The sequence below is a fragment of the Lichenibacterium dinghuense genome (genome assembly GCF_021730615.1).
GTDB lineage: Bacteria > Pseudomonadota > Alphaproteobacteria > Rhizobiales > Beijerinckiaceae > Lichenihabitans > Lichenihabitans dinghuensis.
This window is the reverse complement of record NZ_JAJLMN010000001.1, coordinates 4,729,196-4,744,939: the sequence shown is the minus strand read 5'-3', so window position 1 is coordinate 4,744,939 and position 15,744 is coordinate 4,729,196. Positions and strand designations below refer to the sequence as shown.

15 protein-coding genes are annotated in these 15,744 nt (G+C 73.3%); 7 read left to right on the top strand and 8 right to left on the bottom strand.

Annotation, left to right across the window (positions count from 1 at the left end; all coding sequences use genetic code 11):
- The first annotated feature begins 30 nt into the window (after window positions 1-30).
- Window positions 31-864, top strand: a complete 834-nt coding sequence (locus tag L7N97_RS22760) for a metallophosphoesterase (protein ID WP_237480544.1) — start codon at window positions 31-33, stop codon at window positions 862-864.
- Here L7N97_RS22760 and L7N97_RS22755 read toward each other — a convergent pair.
- A complete protein-coding gene (locus tag L7N97_RS22755) occupies window positions 857-1,468 on the bottom strand; it encodes a L,D-transpeptidase (RefSeq protein WP_428981017.1) in 612 nt (203 codons plus the stop codon). The genes L7N97_RS22760 and L7N97_RS22755 overlap by 8 nt on opposite strands.
- 149 nt (window positions 1,469-1,617) lie before the next feature.
- Between L7N97_RS22755 and L7N97_RS22750 the strand changes: the two genes are divergently transcribed.
- Window positions 1,618-2,541 carry a histone deacetylase family protein gene (locus tag L7N97_RS22750; protein WP_237480542.1) on the top strand — a complete coding sequence of 308 codons (924 nt, stop codon included), beginning with the start codon at window positions 1,618-1,620 and terminating at the stop codon, window positions 2,539-2,541.
- A gap of 32 nt (window positions 2,542-2,573) precedes the next feature.
- On the opposite strand, the gene ribB is transcribed toward L7N97_RS22750, so the two are convergent.
- The 5 genes from ribB to fabI all read right to left on the bottom strand — a co-directional run bounded on the left by ribB (window position 2,574) and on the right by fabI (window position 10,912).
- Window positions 2,574-3,875, bottom strand: coding sequence for a 3,4-dihydroxy-2-butanone-4-phosphate synthase (gene ribB, locus L7N97_RS22745; protein WP_237480541.1), 1,302 nt, complete (start codon window positions 3,873-3,875; stop codon window positions 2,574-2,576).
- 62 nt (window positions 3,876-3,937) lie between these two features.
- Window positions 3,938-5,038 (bottom strand): chorismate synthase, encoded by a 1,101-nt coding sequence (aroC, locus tag L7N97_RS22740; protein ID WP_237480540.1) that lies wholly within the window; start codon window positions 5,036-5,038, stop codon window positions 3,938-3,940.
- A gap of 139 nt (window positions 5,039-5,177) precedes the next feature.
- Window positions 5,178-9,224, bottom strand: a complete 4,047-nt coding sequence (locus tag L7N97_RS22735) for a Pls/PosA family non-ribosomal peptide synthetase (protein WP_237480539.1) — start codon at window positions 9,222-9,224, stop codon at window positions 5,178-5,180.
- Between the two features lie 243 nt (window positions 9,225-9,467).
- Window positions 9,468-10,076 (bottom strand): histidine phosphatase family protein, encoded by a 609-nt coding sequence (locus tag L7N97_RS22730; protein WP_237480538.1) that lies wholly within the window; start codon window positions 10,074-10,076, stop codon window positions 9,468-9,470.
- A complete protein-coding gene (gene fabI / locus L7N97_RS22725; RefSeq protein ID WP_237480537.1) occupies window positions 10,073-10,912 on the bottom strand; it encodes an enoyl-ACP reductase FabI in 840 nt (279 codons plus the stop codon). Before fabI ends, L7N97_RS22730 begins: the two co-directional genes overlap by 4 nt.
- 246 nt (window positions 10,913-11,158) lie before the next feature.
- On the opposite strand from fabI, the gene L7N97_RS22720 reads away from it, so the two are divergent.
- The gene (locus L7N97_RS22720; protein ID WP_237480536.1) at window positions 11,159-11,674 is read left to right on the top strand and encodes a sigma factor-like helix-turn-helix DNA-binding protein; all 516 of its coding nucleotides are present in this window, start codon (window positions 11,159-11,161) and stop codon (window positions 11,672-11,674) included.
- Window positions 11,675-11,681: 7 nt separating this feature from the next.
- Window positions 11,682-12,581: an anti-sigma factor gene (locus tag L7N97_RS22715; protein WP_237480535.1), complete on the top strand. Its 900-nt coding sequence runs from the start codon at window positions 11,682-11,684 to the stop codon at window positions 12,579-12,581.
- A 7-nt stretch (window positions 12,582-12,588) separates the two neighbouring features.
- Here L7N97_RS22715 and cobT read toward each other — a convergent pair whose 3' ends face one another.
- Complete coding sequence (cobT, locus tag L7N97_RS22710) at window positions 12,589-13,605, bottom strand: nicotinate-nucleotide--dimethylbenzimidazole phosphoribosyltransferase (RefSeq protein WP_237480534.1); 1,017 nt, start codon at window positions 13,603-13,605, stop codon at window positions 12,589-12,591.
- A 61-nt stretch (window positions 13,606-13,666) separates the two neighbouring features.
- Here cobT and cobS point away from each other — a divergent pair, with 61 nt between their 5' ends.
- The 3 genes from cobS to L7N97_RS22695 are packed head-to-tail and all read left to right on the top strand — an operon-like array spanning window position 13,667 to window position 15,349.
- Window positions 13,667-14,479: an adenosylcobinamide-GDP ribazoletransferase gene (gene cobS / locus L7N97_RS22705; RefSeq protein WP_237480533.1), complete on the top strand. Its 813-nt coding sequence runs from the start codon at window positions 13,667-13,669 to the stop codon at window positions 14,477-14,479.
- Window positions 14,480-14,489: 10 nt separating this feature from the next.
- Complete coding sequence (locus tag L7N97_RS22700; protein ID WP_237480532.1) at window positions 14,490-14,696, top strand: DUF1289 domain-containing protein; 207 nt, start codon at window positions 14,490-14,492, stop codon at window positions 14,694-14,696.
- A 29-nt stretch (window positions 14,697-14,725) separates the two neighbouring features.
- Complete coding sequence (locus L7N97_RS22695) at window positions 14,726-15,349, top strand: retropepsin-like aspartic protease family protein (RefSeq protein ID WP_237480531.1); 624 nt, start codon at window positions 14,726-14,728, stop codon at window positions 15,347-15,349.
- A gap of 7 nt (window positions 15,350-15,356) precedes the next feature.
- Here L7N97_RS22695 and L7N97_RS22690 read toward each other — a convergent pair whose 3' ends face one another.
- Window positions 15,357-15,650, bottom strand: coding sequence for a DUF2218 domain-containing protein (locus L7N97_RS22690; RefSeq protein WP_237480530.1), 294 nt, complete (start codon window positions 15,648-15,650; stop codon window positions 15,357-15,359).
- Between the last annotated feature and the right edge of the window lie 94 nt (window positions 15,651-15,744).

Here is a 15,744-nt window from a genome sequence, read left to right as displayed (position 1 = left end):
ACCGGCGCCCTCGCGCTCGGCGCGGGCGGCGTGGGCGCCTGGGCGGCCACCGGCGAGACCATGATGACGCCGCTCGTGCGGCGCTACGCCGTGACGGCGCCGCGCTGGCCCGACGGGTTCACGCTGCGCCTCGGCGTGATCTCCGACATCCACGCCTGCGAGCCCTGGATGCCGGCCGAGCGCGTGCACGCCATCGCGCAGCAGTGCAACGCGCTCGAACCGGACCTCGTCCTGCTGCTCGGCGACTTCAACGCCGGCCACCGCCTGGTGTCGGGCCCCGTCATGCCGGGCGCCTGGGCCGAGGCGCTGTCGGTGCTGCGGGCGCCGCTCGGGACCTACGCGATCCTCGGCAACCACGACTGGTGGCACGGGCCCGTGCCGGGCATGCCGGGCGGGGCCGAGGACGTGCGCCGCGCGCTGCGCGCGATCCGGGTCGAGGTGCTGGAGAACCGCGCCGTGCCGCTGAGCAAGGGCGGCCACCGGTTCTGGCTGGCCGGCATGCTCGACCTGATGTCGCGCGGCCGGCTCGCGCATGTCGAGCGCATCGTCGCGGACATGGACGCGACGCTCCGGCAGGTGGTCGACGACGCCCCGGTCGTGATGCTCGTGCACGAGCCCAACGCCTTCCGCCACATGTCCGACCGGGTCAGCCTGACGCTGTCGGGCCACACCCACGGCGGGCAGATCGTGCTGCCGGGGATGGGGCCCATCGTGACGCCGTCGCGGCGCTACAACTACGGCCACATCGTCGAGGACGGGCGGCAGCTGATCGTGTCGGGCGGCCTCGGCGAGTCGGGCCTGCCGGCCCGCATCGGCGTGCCGCCGGAGATCCTCGAGGTTTCGGTGTCGGCCGCCGTCACATGACGACGACGCGCGTGCCCACCTTGGCGCGGTTGTAGAGGTCGATCACGTCGATGTCGCGCATGCGGATGCAGCCCGAGGACGCGTCGTGGCCGATCTCGGTCGGCTCATTGGTGCCGTGGATGCGGTACAGCGTGTCGTGGCCGGCGCCGTCGTAGAGGTAGAGCGCGCGGGCGCCGAGGGGGTTCTCCGGGCCGCCCGGCATGCCGCCCTCGGCCACCACGGGCTTCAGGTGCGGCCAGCGCTTCACCATGTCGGCGGGCGGCATCCAGCGCGGCCATTCCGCCATGCGCTTCACCGTGGCGGTGCCGTGCCAGCCGTAGGCCTCGGCACCCGTCGCCACGCCGTAGCGCACGGCCTTGCCGCCGGCGAGCACGTAATAGAGCAGCTTCTCCCGTGTATCGACCACGATGGTGCCGGGCGGCTGGCCGGTCGGGTCGTCGACTTGGTAGCGCTCGAAGTTTCGGCCCATGTCGGCCTTGGGCACCTGGGCGATGAAGTCCCTGTCGCGCGCCGACAGCACGGGGTCGGGGGTGGCCTTGTATTCGCACCCCGACAGCGCGACGGCGCCCGCCATCGCCAGTGCCGCCCGCCACGCCATCCCCATCGATCCCACTCCGCGCCGCTCTCGCCCGATATGCGGACCCTACCATGGGGGGTTTAAGTTGGGGAACGGAGCCAGCAGGCGGGCAAGCAGAGAAGCCGCTCCCGTGTCCCGCGCACCACGCGTCGGGCGCGGACCGGCCCGGAGGCGCAGTGACGACCATCCTCATCGGCCACGAGGCCGCTCTCGGCCACGACATGGGCGAGGGTCACCCCGAGCGCCCCGACCGGCTGCGCGCCGTGGCGGCGGCGCTGTCGGGGGACGCCTTCGCGGCGCTGCGCCGGCTGGAGGCGCCCGAGGCGACGCGCGAGGCGCTCGGGCGCGTGCACCCCGAGCGCTACGTCGAGGCCCTGCTGTCGGCCCGGCCCGGGGCCGGGCAGCTCCTGCGCATCGACGCCGACACCGCGATCGGGCCGGGCACGGCGGAGGCCGCCCTGCGCGGCGCGGGCGGCGCCGTGCTGGCGGTCGACGAGGTCCTGAGCGGGCGGGCCGAGAACGCCTTCTCGGCCATGCGCCCGCCCGGCCACCACGCCGAGCGCGCCACCGCCATGGGCTTCTGCTTCTTCAACAGCGCCGCGGTGGCGGCGCGCCACGCCCGCGCGGCCCACGGCGCCGGGCGGGTCGCGATCCTCGACTGGGACGTCCACCACGGCAACGGCACGCAGGCGATCTTCTGGGACGACCCGGACGTGATGTACTGCTCGACGCATCAGATGCCGCTGTTCCCCGGCACGGGCGCGCGGAGCGAGCGCGGCGACCACGACACGATCGTCAACGCCCCGCTGCGGGCCGGCGACGGGTCAGAGGTGTTCCGCTCGGCGCTCGACGACCTCATCCTGCCGCGGATCGCCGCCTTCGGCCCGGACCTCGTCATCGTGTCGGCCGGGTTCGACGCGCACCGCCGGGACCCGCTGGGCGCGATCGAGCTCGACGAGGCGGACTTCGCCTGGGCGACCCGGCGGGTGATGGACCAAACGGGAGGCCGGCTCGTGTCGCTTTTGGAAGGCGGATACGACCTGCAGGGGCTGGGACGGTCGGTCACCGCCCACGTGGCGGCGCTGATGGGGAAGGGGTGATATCCCGTCCCGCGCCCGCGGCGGGGGGAGCCTCAGCTCCCGACCGCCTCCGTCGAGGCGATCTCGATGCCGAAGCCGGACAGGCCCACGTAGGTGCGCTCGGCCGAGGCCAGCAGCTTGATCGAGCCGATGCCGAGGTCGCGCAGGATCTGGGCGCCGACGCCGATCTCGCGCCACTGGCTGACGCGCTTCGACTCGGTCCCTTCCTCCGACACGGACGAGACCGGCACGCCGGCCGTGCCGTCGCGCAGGTAGACCAGCACGCCGCGCCCTTCGGCGGCGAAGCGCTCCAGCGCGGCGTTGATGACGTGGTTGCCGCCGAGCACGTCCTTGACGATGTCGGCGCGGTGCAGCCGCACCGGCACGTTCCGCCCGTCGCCGACCCGGCCATAGACGAAGGCGAAGTGCTGCACCTCGTCGAAGGGGGTCGTGAAGGTGTAGCCCGTCAGCTCGCCGATGGCGGTCTTGACCGGAAAGGTCGCGACGCGCTCGACGAGCTTCTCGCGCGACTGGCGATAGGCGATCAGGTCGGCGACGGAGATGCGCTTCAGGGCGTGCTTGGCCGAGAAGGCCTCGATCTGCGGCCCCACCATGACGGTGCCGTCGTCGTTGGCGAGCTCGCAGATGACGGCGACGGGCGGCAGGCCGGCGAGGCGGCACAGGTCCACGGCCGCCTCCGTGTGGCCGGAGCGGGTCAGCACGCCGCCGTCGCGCGCGATCAGCGGGAAGATGTGGCCGGGGCGCACGAAGTCGGTCGCCGCCATGTTGCCGTTGGACAGGGCCCGCACCGTGTTGGCGCGCTGCTCGGCCGAGATGCCCGTGGTCATGCCGTGCTTGACGTCGACCGTCACCGTGAAGGCCGTGCCGAGCGGCGCGTCGTTGGCCGCCACCATGGGGGCGAGGTGGAGGCGGCGCGCGTCAGCGCCGGTCATCGGTGCGCAGACGATCCCGCAGCAGTTGCGGATGATGAAGGCCATCTTCTCGGTCGTGCAGTGCTGCGCCGCGACGACGAGGTCGCCCTCGTTCTCGCGGTCGTCGTCGTCGGTCACCACGACGATCTCGCCCCGCGCGATGGCCTCGATGGCTTCCATCACGGCAGTCTGATCGCTCATCGTCTTGGCTCCATCGGCGGCAGGGAAGGGGAACAGGCCGGACAGGAAGTCGTTCGGCGTCACGCCGCCGGCCGTCTCGCGAAGGATCAGCTCGGCGGTGTCGCGCGACACCCAGGCGGCCGGGCCGCACATCTGGGTGACGGCGCCCGGCGTCACGCCGATCCGCCGCGCGAAGGCGGAGCGGGTGACGGCGTTGGAAGTGAGCCAGTCGGCGAGCTTCATCGGCCGGATGATAGCGCCGGGCGGATTTCAGTAAAGCTCAAAACGCGAAATTTTTAGTATCGCTAAAAGGTTCGCCTTTCGCCGACCTGTCCGCGGTGGCGCAGGAAGGCGTCGGCGAGCACGCAGGCCAGCATGGCCTCGCCGACCGGGACGGCGCGGATGCCGACGCAGGGGTCGTGCCGCCCCTTGGTCAGGATCTCCGTCTCGGCGCCGGAGCGGTCGACCGTCTCGCGCGCCGTCAGGATCGAGGAGGTCGGCTTCACGGCGAAGCGCGCCACGATCGGCTGGCCCGTGGAAATGCCGCCGAGCAGCCCGCCTGCGTGGTTCGAGCGGAAGGCGGGCCGGCCGTCGGGCCCGCGGCGGATCTCGTCGGCATTCTCCTCGCCAGTCAGTTCGGCCGCCGCGAAGCCGTCGCCGATCTCGACGCCCTTGACGGCGTTGATGCTCATGAAGGCCGCGGCGATCTCGCCGTCGAGCTTGGCGTAGACCGGCGCACCCCAGCCGGCCGGCACGCCCTCGGCCACGACCTCGACCACCGCGCCGACGGACGAGCCCGCCTTGCGCACGCCGTCGAGGTAGCCTTCCCACTGCTGGGCCGCGACGGCGTCCGGGCAGAAGAACGGGTTGCGGGCGACCTCGTCCCAGTCCCAGCGCGCGCGGTCGACGCGGTGCGGGCCGATCTGCACCAGGGCGCCGCGCACGCTCACGCCGGGGATCACGAGGCGCGCCACCGCGCCGGCGGCGACGCGGGCCGCCGTCTCGCGCGCCGAGGAGCGGCCGCCGCCGCGATAGTCGCGGATGCCGTATTTGGCGTCGTAGGTGAGGTCCGCGTGCCCGGGGCGGTACTTGTCCTTGATGTCCCCGTAGTCCTTGGAGCGCTGGTCGGTGTTCTCGATCATCAGCGCGATCGGGGTGCCGGTCGTCAGGGCGGGGCCGTCGCCCTCTGCGAAGGTGCCGGACAGGATGCGGACCTGGTCGGGCTCGCGGCGCTGGGTGGTGAAGCGCGACTGGCCGGGGCGGCGCCGGTCGAGGTCCGCCTGGATGGCGGACTCCGAGATCGGGAGGCCGGGCGGGCAGCCGTCGACCACGCAGCCGAGCGCGGGGCCGTGGCTCTCGCCGAAGGTGGTGACGCGGAACAGGTGGCCGAAGGTGTTGTGCGACATCCCTCGTCTTAAGCACCATTCCGGCCCGGTTTCAAAAGGCCCGCGGCCTTTTGCGGGGCCCGGGGCCGAGCCCCGGGGAGATCCCCGCCGGGGCTCCGCCCTGAGCCCCGTCAAGAGCTCACGGCCTTCGCGGACCCCTTCAGGCCGCCAGCGCCGCCGGCACGGCCGCGGCGGCCTTGGGCTCCGCCGGCGCGCCGACCCACTCCGAATGGGCGGGGATCGACTCGCCCTTCATGACCAGGGTCAGCGGCCCGAGCCGGGCGAAGTCGCCGACGTGGGTGTCGTAGAGCACGGTGGAGCCGGCCCCCACCGTCACGCCGTCGCCGATCTTCACGCGCCCGACCTTCATCACCCGGTCCTCGTAGAGGTGCGTCTGCAGCGCGCAGAGCGAGTTCAGGGAGGCGAAGTCGCCGACCGTGATGCAGTCGAACTCGGTGATGTCGGTCATGTTCATCCACACGCCCCGGCCGAAGCGGGCGCCGAACAGGCGCAGCACCCAGGGCAGGAAGGGCGTGCCCATCAGGTGCTCCAGCAGCACGCGGCCGGCGAGCCCCCAATACATGACCGCGACCGCCTCGGTCCGCATGGCCCAGAACGACCACATAGGCTGCGTCGTGGGCTCGTAGCGCCCCATCGTGGCCCATTTTACGCCCACCACGATCAGCGTCATCGTGACCGAGATCAGCAGCGACAGGAGCACGAACAGGAACGCCACCTCGACGTAGTCGCCGTCAAAGATCTTCGGGCCGAGCCACTGCACCGACCAGGTGCCGAACACGATGAACAGCATCGTGGGCAGGGAGATGTGCACCGCCTCGAAGACGGCGCGCATCGCCTTCTTCCAGCGCGGCGCCTCGTAGGTCCAGGTCGCGCCGCCGCCGTCGAAGCGCTGGCGCACGGGCAGGCGGATCGGCGGCGTGCCGAACCAGGTGTCGCCGGGCTTCATCGCGTCGTTCCCGGGCGGCTTCGACTTGATGCCGATCAGGGCGCCCTCGGGGATCTCGGAGCCGATCGGCACCACGGCGTCGTTGCCGACGAAGACGCGCGGGCCGGTCCTCACCTTGGCGAGGCGCATCCAGCCCTCGCGCACCTCTTCGTCGCCGAGCACGACCTCGTCGGCGATGAAGCACTTCTCGCCGATCTCGACGAGGTCGTAGCGGCCCGACAGGTTGGTGGAGATCTCGGCGTCCTTGCCGATCTTGGCCCCCATCAGCCGGTACCAGTTGCGCATGTAGACGGTGGCGAAGAGGGAGGACAGCACCTCCAGCGTGATCTCGGTCGCGAGCGCCACGGTCCACTTGCGCAGGTAGAAGAAGGAGAAGATCGAGTAGCGCCCTTCGGCGACGCGCGGCAGGATCACCCAGCGCATCGCGGCGATGAAGGCGACCGAGATCAGCACCATCACGAAGGAGGTCGGCCAAGCGAGCAGCGGCAGCGACGCCAGATAGGCGAAGCGGTCGACGTCGGGGATCGACAGCCAGTCGTCGAGCTGGTCGAACACCCAGAAGGCCGGGAAGATGGGCAGCAGGCCGAGCGGCGGGATGACGAGCAGCATCGCCACGTAGCCGAAGCCGAGCCACGCCTTGCGGGCCGGCGAGGCCTCGGGAAAGGCGTCGCGCGCGGCGAGGTCGACGTCGCCGACCTTGCGGGCCGGCGAGCCGTCCCAGATCTCGTGGGCGCCGATCGCGGTGTTGGACGACACGGCGCAGAGGTCGCCCATCTCGGCGCCCGCGCCCACCGTGACGCCCTCCTCCAGCACGCAGGAGGTGCCGATGTAGGCGTCGGCCCCGATCCGGATGCGCCCGACGATGAACTCGCCGCCCTCGACGCGGGCGTTGGCGAACTTGACCTTGCCGCCGATGGAGGCGCGCGGCCCGATCTCGATGAGGTCGAGCGCGCCGGCCTCGTGGTCGCCGATGATGGCATCCTGGCCGACCTTGGCCCCCATGGCCATCATGAAGAGCCGCATCACCGGCGAGCCCTGGAACCACTTCGGGTGCATCAGCGCGGTGAAGCGCTGCACGAGCCACCAGCGGAAATAAAAGGTGCCCCAGAGGGGATAGCGCCCAGGCTTCACGCGCCCCAGCACGGCCCACTTCACCCCGATCGAGAACAGGATGGTGAAGATGTTGATCACCATGTAGGTGCCGACGAGGTAGAGGCATTCCTCCCAGAACGTCGCCTCGCTGGTGGTCAGCAGCATGTAGGACACGAAGACGCCGAGCCACTGCGCCGTCGCGAAGGACAGGATGAAGGGCAGCGCGATCGCCTGGGCGAGCCCGCACAGGAAGCGCCGGCGCAGCGGCGGCGGCGCGAAGCCGAGGTCCCGCGGTGCCGCGCCGGCCGGGCCGGAGCGGCCGTCGACCAGCGCCGCGATGGCCCGCAGCGTGCGCGCCCGGTACATGTCCTGGAGCGTGATGCCCGCTAGCGCCGGCGTCTGCCGCACCACGGACACGAAGCGGGCCGCCAGGAGCGAGTGGCCGCCGAGGTCGGTGAAGAAGTCGGCGTCGAACGGGATGGCGCCGGCCGGCAGAACGGCGCGCGCCGCCTCGAGGAGCAGCGCCTCGGTGGGCGTGCGCGGCTCCTCCTGGGCTTCGGCGGTGCGGGCCGCGAGCGCCACGCGCTTCAGGGCGTTGCGGTCCACCTTGCCGGAGGACAGGCGCGGCAGCGCCTCCAGGGGCTCGAAGCGCGACGGCACCATGTAGGGCGGCAGCGCCTCGCGCAGGCTGGCGCGCAGCGCCGCGCTGTCGAGCGCGGCGCCGTCCGCGCCCACCAGGAACGCGACCAGCTGGTCGAGCCCGTCGTCGTGGCGCAGCACCACGGCGGCCTGGTGGACGCCGGGCAGCGTCGTGATCTTGGACTCGATCTCGCCGAGCTCGATGCGGAAGCCGCGCAGCTTCACCTGGTCGTCGATGCGCCCGCGGAACAGGATCTGCCCCTCGGGGTCGAGCGCGACGGCGTCGCCCGAGCGGTACAGCACCGGATCGACCCCGCCCTGCCGGAAGGGGTTCGCGACGAACTTCTCGGCCGTCAGCGCGTCGCGCTTGAGGTAGCCGCGGGCGACGCCGGGGCCGCCGATCAGTAGCTCGCCCTCCTGCCCGCGGTCGAGCAGGTTCATGGCCTCGTCGACCACGTAGCAGGTGTAGTTGGGGATCGGGCCGCCGATGGTGACGGGCTCGCCGGGCTCGACCAGCGCCGCGGTGGCGACGACCGTCGCCTCGGTCGGGCCGTAGGAGTTGTAGATGGTGCGGCCCGGCCGGCACCAGCGCGCGCCGAGGCTCGGCGGGCAGGCCTCGCCGCCGAGGATGATGAGCCGCAGCGAGGGCACGTCGCGCGACAGGAGGCCGAGCAGCGTCGGCACCGTGTCGAGCACCGTGACGCCGGCGGTGTTGAGCACGTCCGGCAGCGCGTCGGCCTCGCCCAGGATCTCGCGCGTGGCGACGAACAGGCTCGCCCCGACGAGGTAGGGGATCCAGATCTCCTCCATCGACAGGTCGAAGGCGACGGACGCGCCCTGGAACACGACGTCGGCGGGCGAGATGGCGTAGAGCGCGTTGGCGGCGCGCAGGTAGTGGCAGATGTTGCGGTTGGTGACGACGATGCCCTTCGGCACGCCGGTCGAGCCCGAGGTGTAGATGAGGTAGGCCGGGTCGTCCGGCCCCGTCCCGGCCGCGCGGGCGTCGACCGCGAGGCCGGCTGCCGCAGCGAGTTCCGCCTCGGTGGCGGAAGGGCACGGCATCGCGGCGCCGTGGGCCGCCGCGAAGGCGGCGTCCGTCACCAGCACCAGGGCTTCGGAGTCCCCGAGGCACACCGCGACGCGGTCGGCCGGCGCGTCGGCGTCGAAGGGCAGCCAGGCGGCGCCGGTCTTCGCGACCGCGATCTGCGCGACCAGGAGGTCGAAGCCGCGCTGCATCCACAGGCCCGCCACGCGGCGCGGCCCGAGCCCGCGGGCGGCGAGGCCGCGCGCCATGGCGTCGGCGCGCCGGTCCACCTCGGCGTAGGTCAGGCGGGCGATGGGGCTGCGGAAGCAGACCGCGTCGGGCCGCTCGGCGGCGGTGCGGGCGAAGACCTCGGCCAAAACCTCGTCGCGGATGAACTCGGGGCGCGACGCCCCTTCGAGCCTCGCGGGGACGCGCGGCGCCGCGGCGCCGACGGTGTCGCGCTCGGCAATGGTCGTATCGCTCATCGTGTCCTGCACCCGTCTTCGCCGGCCGCGGGCGCGCAGCCCTGCCCGGCGCATCGTGAGTCTCTGCCGCCGGGCGCCGGCCCGCCGCCGCGCGGGGCCGTGCGCCCGTCACAACCATCGCCAACCGTCAGAACACCCGTCCGGGTGGACTGGGTCCGACCTTTCCGATCCGTAATGGACCCGATCATCGGGCCGGGCCGCACGGGCTAGCCGACCCGCGATGAACCGCGACTGACGGCGCGCTCAGGCCCAGCACGCCGCGCCGTCCCCGAACAGCAGCACGCGGCCCTGGTGGACCTCCTCGCGCACGGCGCGCTCCGGCTCCAGGCCGGCGATGCCGTGGAGCAGCGCGCGCGCCACCCCGCCGTGGGCCACCACCACCGCGTCCTCGACGAGCCCGGCCAGCCACGGGGCCAGGCGGTCGAGCAGCATGGCGTAGCTTTCGCCGCCGCCGGGCGGCACGTAGTTCCAGGTGTCGCGCCGGCGCTCCGCGATCGCGGCGGCGTCGCGGCGCTTGAGGTCCTCCCAGGTGCGCCCTTCCCAGGCGCCGAAGCCGATCTCCTTCAGCCGGTCGTCGCAGGCCACGGCCGGCAGGTTTGGACCGAGTTCGGCGCGCATCAGCTCCATCGTGTCGCGGGTGCGGGACAGCGGCGAGACCACGTAGGCCCGGTCCGCCGCCCGGAGGCCGCGCCCGTCGAGAACCGCGGCGAGGATGCGGCCGGCCGCCGCGGCCTGGCTGCGGCCGAGCGGGTTCAGCATCGCGTCGTGCTGGCCCTGCAGGCGCCCCTCGCGGTTCCAGGCCGTCTCGCCGTGGCGCACGAAGAAGAAGCGGCGCGGGCCGGGCAGGCTCACGGCTCCTTCACCGCGATGTCGGGCGCGGCGGGGTTCTTCATGCCGACCACGTGGTAGCCGGCGTCGACGTGGAGGATCTCGCCGGTGACGCCGCGCGACATCGGCGACAGCAGGAAGGCGGCGCTCTCGCCCACCTCCTCGATCGTCACCGTGCGGCGCAGCGGGGCATTCAGCTCGTTCCAGCGCAGGATGTAGCGGAAGTCGCCGATGCCGGAGGCCGCCAGCGTCTTGATGGGCCCGGCCGAGATGGCGTTGACGCGGATGTTCTTCTCGCCGAGGTCGGCCGCGAGGTAGCGCACCGAGGCTTCCAGCGCCGCCTTGGCGACGCCCATCACGTTGTAGTGCGGCATCCACTTCTCGGCGCCGTAGTAGGTCAGCGTCAGCATGGAGCCGCCGTCCGACATCAGCTTCTCGGCGCGCTGGGCGACCGCCGTGAACGAGTAGCAGGAGATGGCGAGGGAGCGGGTGAAATTCTCCTCGCTGGTGTCGATGTAGCGCCCGGTCAGCTCGTCCTTGTCCGAAAAGGCGATGCAGTGGACGATGAAGTCGAGCCGGCCCCAGGCGCGCTCCACCTCGGCGAAGACGGCGTCGATCGAGGCGCTGTCGGTGACGTCGCAGTGGCCGACGACGAGGCCGTCTAGCTCCTTGGCGAGCGGGCGCACGCGCTTCTCCAGCGCCTCGCCCTGGTAGGTGAAGGCGAGTTCGGCGCCGGCGGCGCGGGCCGCCTTGGCGATGCCCCACGCGATCGAGCGGTTGTTGGCCAGGCCCATGATGAGGCCGCGGCGGCCGGCGAGGATGGCCGGCGGGGCGGCGGCAGTGCTGGGCGTCTCTGACATCAACGGTTCCAAGGCGGTTGCGGGGGCCGGCCGGGCGCAGACGCGCGGGGCCTCGCTGGTCCCCACCCTTACCCCATCGCCGCCGCGGGTGGAAAGGCCGGCGCGCGGGGCGGGCGGTGTCGCCGCTCCGCCGCGCTTCGACCGAAATTTTACCGAAGTCCCGCCCCCGCCATGGGCATCCGGACCGCGATCGAGTACGTTCCTTAACGGAATCGTAACCATCGCGAACTTGCGGATCAGGGCAGCATGCCGGGCTTTGCAGACGACCTCGGGACGCTCACGCCCCACCTCCGGCGCTTCGCGCGCGCGCTGGTGCGCGGCCATTCCCCCTGCGCGGCGGACGACCTCGTGCAGGAGACGATCGTGCTGGCGTCGCGCTCCGACCTGCCGAAGCGCGGGCCGGGGCTGGCGGTGTGGTGCTTCGCGGCGCTGGTCCGCCTGAATCGCCTGCGCAACCGCGCGCCGGTGTCGGCGGCCGGCGTCGAGGGCGGCGGCGCCCCCCTGCCCTTCCTCCCCAAGGACATCCTGCGGCTCGACGCGCTGCCGCTGGAGTTCCGCGAGGTGCTCCTGCTGACGGCGCTGTCGGGCCTCGCCTACGGCCACGTGGCCGAGGTGCTCGACATCGACCTCGCCCTGGTGTTCTCGCGGCTGACCCGCGCCCGCGACCTCCTGGTGAAGGCGGACCACGCGACCGGCGGCCGGGACGCGCGCGTCGGCGAGCGCGCCCGCGGGGGCGCGGCCCACCTCCGCCTGGTGAAATAGGCGGATCATGATGCACACCGAGACGGCCTTCGACGACGCCGACCTCAACGGCCTCGTGGACGGGAGACTCGAGCCGTCGCGCGCGGCCGCGCTGGCGGCGTCGCTCCGCACCGATCCCGAGGCCTCCGCCCGGATCGACGCCTGGCGCCGGCAGACCGACAACCTGCGCACGATGTTCGCCTCCGTGCTCGCCGAGCCGGTGCCGGTGCGCCTGCTGCCCGTCGCGGTGTCGCCGCGGGACCTGCGGAACGAGGCGGCCGCCGAACGCCCGGCCATACGGCGGCTCGCCGGCGTGGTCGCCACCACGGCCACCGGGGCGGCGCTGGTCGGCTTCGCGCTCGGCGCCCTGGCGAGCGTCGGGACGGACGGGTTCGGGCTCGCGCCCTCGGCGGCCCGATCGGCCGACGCCGCGCCCGGGACCGATGGGCGGCGCTCGGCGGCGCAGGATCTGGCGACGCGCGCCGCCGAAGCGCACCGCACCTTCCTGACCGACCCGGCGCGGCCGGTCGAGCTCACGGCCGCCGAAGCTCCCAAGCTCGCGCGCTGGATCGGGCACCGGCTGGGCACCGGGCTGCGCATCCCCGACCTCGCCCGCCAGGGCTGGTCCTTCCTGGGCGGCCGCATCGTGCCGGGGCGGTCGGGGCCGGCCGCCTTCCTGGCCTACGGCAACGGGGCCGACCGGCTTGGGCTGACCGTGTCGCGCGGCGGCGAGGACGGGGCGGCCCGCGTGCTCGCCGCGGACGACGACGCGGCCCCACTCGGCGTCGCCACCTGGGGCGACGGCGCGTTCGGATACGCGCTCACCTCCGACCGCGGGCCGGAATGGCTCGCCCGCAACCTCGTGCCGCTGCGCGACGCCACGCGGGCGCAGATCCGCACGGGGAGCGAGGACGCGCCGGCGCCCTGACGCCGGCTCAATCCTTGTTCGCCACCCCCGCCTGCGCGAAGGTCGCCATGCCGGTGTGGCAGGCCAGGGCCGAGCGCACGATGCCGGCCGCCAGCGCGGCGCCGGAGCCCTCCCCGAGCCGCATGCCGAGGTCGAGCAGCGGCGCCTTGCCGAGCCTTGCGAGCACGTCACCGTGGGCGCCCTCGGCCGAGCGGTGGCCCGCCACGCAATGGTCCAGCGCCGCAGGGTCCATGGCGTGCAGCACCGCCGCAGCGGCGCAGACCACGTAGCCGTCGAGGATCACCGGCACGCGCTCGATGCGGGCCGCCAGGATGGCGCCCACCATGGCGGCGACCTCGCGCCCGCCGAGCCGGCGCAGCACCTCCAGCGGGTCGGCGAGGTGGTCGCGGTGGAGCGCGAGGGCGGCTTCCACGGCCGCGACCTTGCGGGCGTAGCCGGCGTCGTCGACGCCCGTGCCGCGGCCGACCCAGTGGCGGGCCTCGCCGCCGTAGAGCGCCGCGTAGATGGCCGCCGCCACCGTTGTGTTGCCGATGCCCATCTCGCCGAGCGCCAGCAGGTCGGTGCCGTGGATCGCCTCCATGCCGAAAGCGATCGTGGCCGCGCAGGCCGCCTCGTCGAGCGCGGGCTCGACCGTGATGTCGGCGGTGGGGATCTCCAGCGCCAGCTCGAACACCTTCAGGCCCAGGCCGAGGTGGCCGCAGATCTGGTTGACCGCGGCGCCGCCGGCCGAGAAGTTCGCCACCATGGTGGCGGTGACGGACGCCGGATAGGGCGACACGCCCTGCGCCACGACGCCGTGGTTGGCGGCGAAGACGGCCACCAGGGGCCGTGACGCCGTCGGGATCGCCTTGGCCTGCACGGCGCCGAGCCACACCGCGATCTCGTCGAGCCGGCCGAGCGACCCCGGCGGCTTGGTGAGCTCGGCGTCCCGCGCCCGGATGGCCGCGGCGGCCTCCTCGTCGAGCGGCGGCAGGTGCGCCATCAGGGCGCGGATGTCGTCGAAGGGCAGGCCGCTGGTGGACATGGGGGCTCGGCGCGTGAGGGGCGTGGGAGGCTCCGCCTTCTTATGGCAGAACGGCGGCACCATGCCAGCGCGCCCGCCCTTCCCCGCCCTCGCCGCGGAAGCCGTCACCTGCCTGCGCTTCTACACGCGGCTGCCCCTGCCGGCGCTGGCGGTCGAGGCCGCGCATCCCCCAGACCCCTTCGCGCGCTGCCTCGCCTGGGCGCCGCTGGCCGGCGCCGCCGTCGGGCTGTTCGGCGCCGCCGCCCTCGCGGGTGCAGCGGCGCTCGGCCTGCCGCCCGCGGTCGGCGCCGCGCTGGCGGTGCTCTCGACCGTTCTCGCGTCCGGCGGCCTGCACGAGGACGGTCTCGCCGACTGCGCGGACGGCTTCGGCGGCGGCGGCACGCGCGAGCGCAAGCTGGAGATCATGCGCGACAGCCGCCTCGGCACCTACGGGGCCCTCGCGGTCGGCTTCTCGCTGCTGCTGCGCACGGCCGCGCTGGCGGCGCTGGGCGAGCGCGGCGGCCCCGGCCTCGCCGCGGCCGGGCTCGTCACGGCCGCGGCGGCGTCGCGCGGGATCGGTCTGATGCCGATGGCGCTGCTCGCGCCCGCCCGCGCGGACGGGCTCGGCCACGGCGCCGGGCGCCTGCCCGCATCGGTCTTCCCCGCCGCGGCGGCCGGCGCGCTCGCCCTCGGCCTCGCGCTTCCGCTCTCGGCCGGCGTTCCCCCGCTCCGCGCCGCGCTGGCCCTCGGCGCGGCCACGCTGGCGGCGGCCGGGGTGACGCGCCTCGCGCGCGGGCAGATCGGCGGCGTCACGGGCGACGTCGCCGGATGCTGTCAACAATGTTGCGAGGTCGCCCTGCTGCTCGGCCTTCTCATCGCGCCCGGCGCGGGCTAACCGGGGAAGCATGTCCACCCCCTCCTCGCCCTGCATCGGCGTCTGCACCATCGACGACGGGCACGCGCTCTGCCTCGGCTGCGGCCGCACCCTCGACGAGATCGCCGCCTGGGGCACCCTGTCGGAGCCGCAGCGCCGCGCCCTGATGGCGGAACTGCCGGCCCGGCTCGCGGCCGATGGCCGGCCGGCGCTGGACGCGGAGGCCGGCCATCCCTAGTTGACCCGCGTGGCCGGGGGATCGAGCAGGTGGACTGGAACGAGCTGACCCCCTCGGATTGGACGAGGATCATCGTCTACGGCGGCTTCGCGGCCGTGGTGGCGACGTCGATCCCGGGCATGTTCCGGGGCCGGATGGCGGCGGGGCTCGTCAACCTCGCCCTCTGGGCCGCGATCCTGTTCGCCGTGCTGGCCGGCTATTCCTTCCGCTTCGAGCTCGGCACGGTGGCGGAGCGCGTGATGGCCGTGCTCGTGCCCGGCACGGTGGTGGAGAGCGGCCCGCGCGAGGTGACCGTGTTCCGCCGCCCCGACGGCGGCTTCACGCTCGACGCCACCGTGGGCCACACCCGCGTGCCCTTCACGCTCGACACCGGCGCCTCCTCCGTGGTGCTGCGCGCCGAGGACGCGGTGCGGCTGAAGATCCCCGTCCGCTCGCTCGACTACGATGTGGAGGTGATGACGGCGAACGGGCGCGGCCTCGCCGCCGAGGTGGTGCTGCCGTCGCTCACCATCGGGCCGCTGACGCAGGTGGACGTGAAAGCGCTGGTCGAGAAGCCCGGCGCCCTGCACGAGAACCTGCTCGGCATGAGCTACCTCAACAAGCTCGAGTCCTTCACCGTGTCCAACGATAAGCTGGTTCTGCGGGGTCGGTGAGGCAGCTTCAGTCCCCCAGCCGCCGCCAGTCGAAGGCCAGCTCCTCGCGGAAGGCGAAGCGCTTGAGGTGGTCGCCGATGACGCCCTCGAAGCGCTGGGCGTCGCCGCCCTCCGGTACGGTGGCGCGCAACGTCAGCGCCTCTCCGGTCGCGGCCAGCGCGCAGGCGCGGCCGTCACCGAAGTCGATCATCCCGCGTTCGGCGGTGAAGTCGACGGTGAACTTGTGGGACCAATGCTTGCACAGCTGCTGCAGGTAGCGGCTGCCGTGGGCCGTGGCGACGCGGGCTTCCGAGATCGGCATGGGACGGGCTTTCGGCGCTGCTGGGCGTTGCGCTTTCAATGCTGCACTGCCGCGATGGTTCACCCGCGCCGCCGACCGAGCAGGTTGCAGATCC

Bases quoted from the DNA above. Each gene is read 5' to 3' on its own strand.
- cobS (WP_237480533.1), top strand. From the start codon at position 13,667: ATGCCAGCGCGCCCGCCCTTCCCCGCCCTCGCCGCGGAAGCCGTCACC.
- L7N97_RS22735 (WP_237480539.1), bottom strand. From the start codon at position 9,224: ATGAGCGATACGACCATTGCCGAGCGCGACACCGTCGGCGCCGCGGCG.
- L7N97_RS22700 (WP_237480532.1), top strand. From the start codon at position 14,490: ATGTCCACCCCCTCCTCGCCCTGCATCGGCGTCTGCACCATCGACGAC.
- cobT (WP_237480534.1), bottom strand. From the start codon at position 13,605: ATGTCCACCAGCGGCCTGCCCTTCGACGACATCCGCGCCCTGATGGCG.
- L7N97_RS22715 (WP_237480535.1), top strand. From the start codon at position 11,682: ATGATGCACACCGAGACGGCCTTCGACGACGCCGACCTCAACGGCCTC.
- L7N97_RS22720 (WP_237480536.1), top strand. From the start codon at position 11,159: ATGCCGGGCTTTGCAGACGACCTCGGGACGCTCACGCCCCACCTCCGG.
- fabI (WP_237480537.1), bottom strand. From the start codon at position 10,912: ATGTCAGAGACGCCCAGCACTGCCGCCGCCCCGCCGGCCATCCTCGCC.
- L7N97_RS22690 (WP_237480530.1), bottom strand. From the start codon at position 15,650: ATGCCGATCTCGGAAGCCCGCGTCGCCACGGCCCACGGCAGCCGCTAC.
- ribB (WP_237480541.1), bottom strand. From the start codon at position 3,875: ATGAAGCTCGCCGACTGGCTCACTTCCAACGCCGTCACCCGCTCCGCC.
- aroC (WP_237480540.1), bottom strand. From the start codon at position 5,038: ATGTCGCACAACACCTTCGGCCACCTGTTCCGCGTCACCACCTTCGGC.
- L7N97_RS22755 (WP_428981017.1), bottom strand. From the start codon at position 1,468: ATGGGGATGGCGTGGCGGGCGGCACTGGCGATGGCGGGCGCCGTCGCG.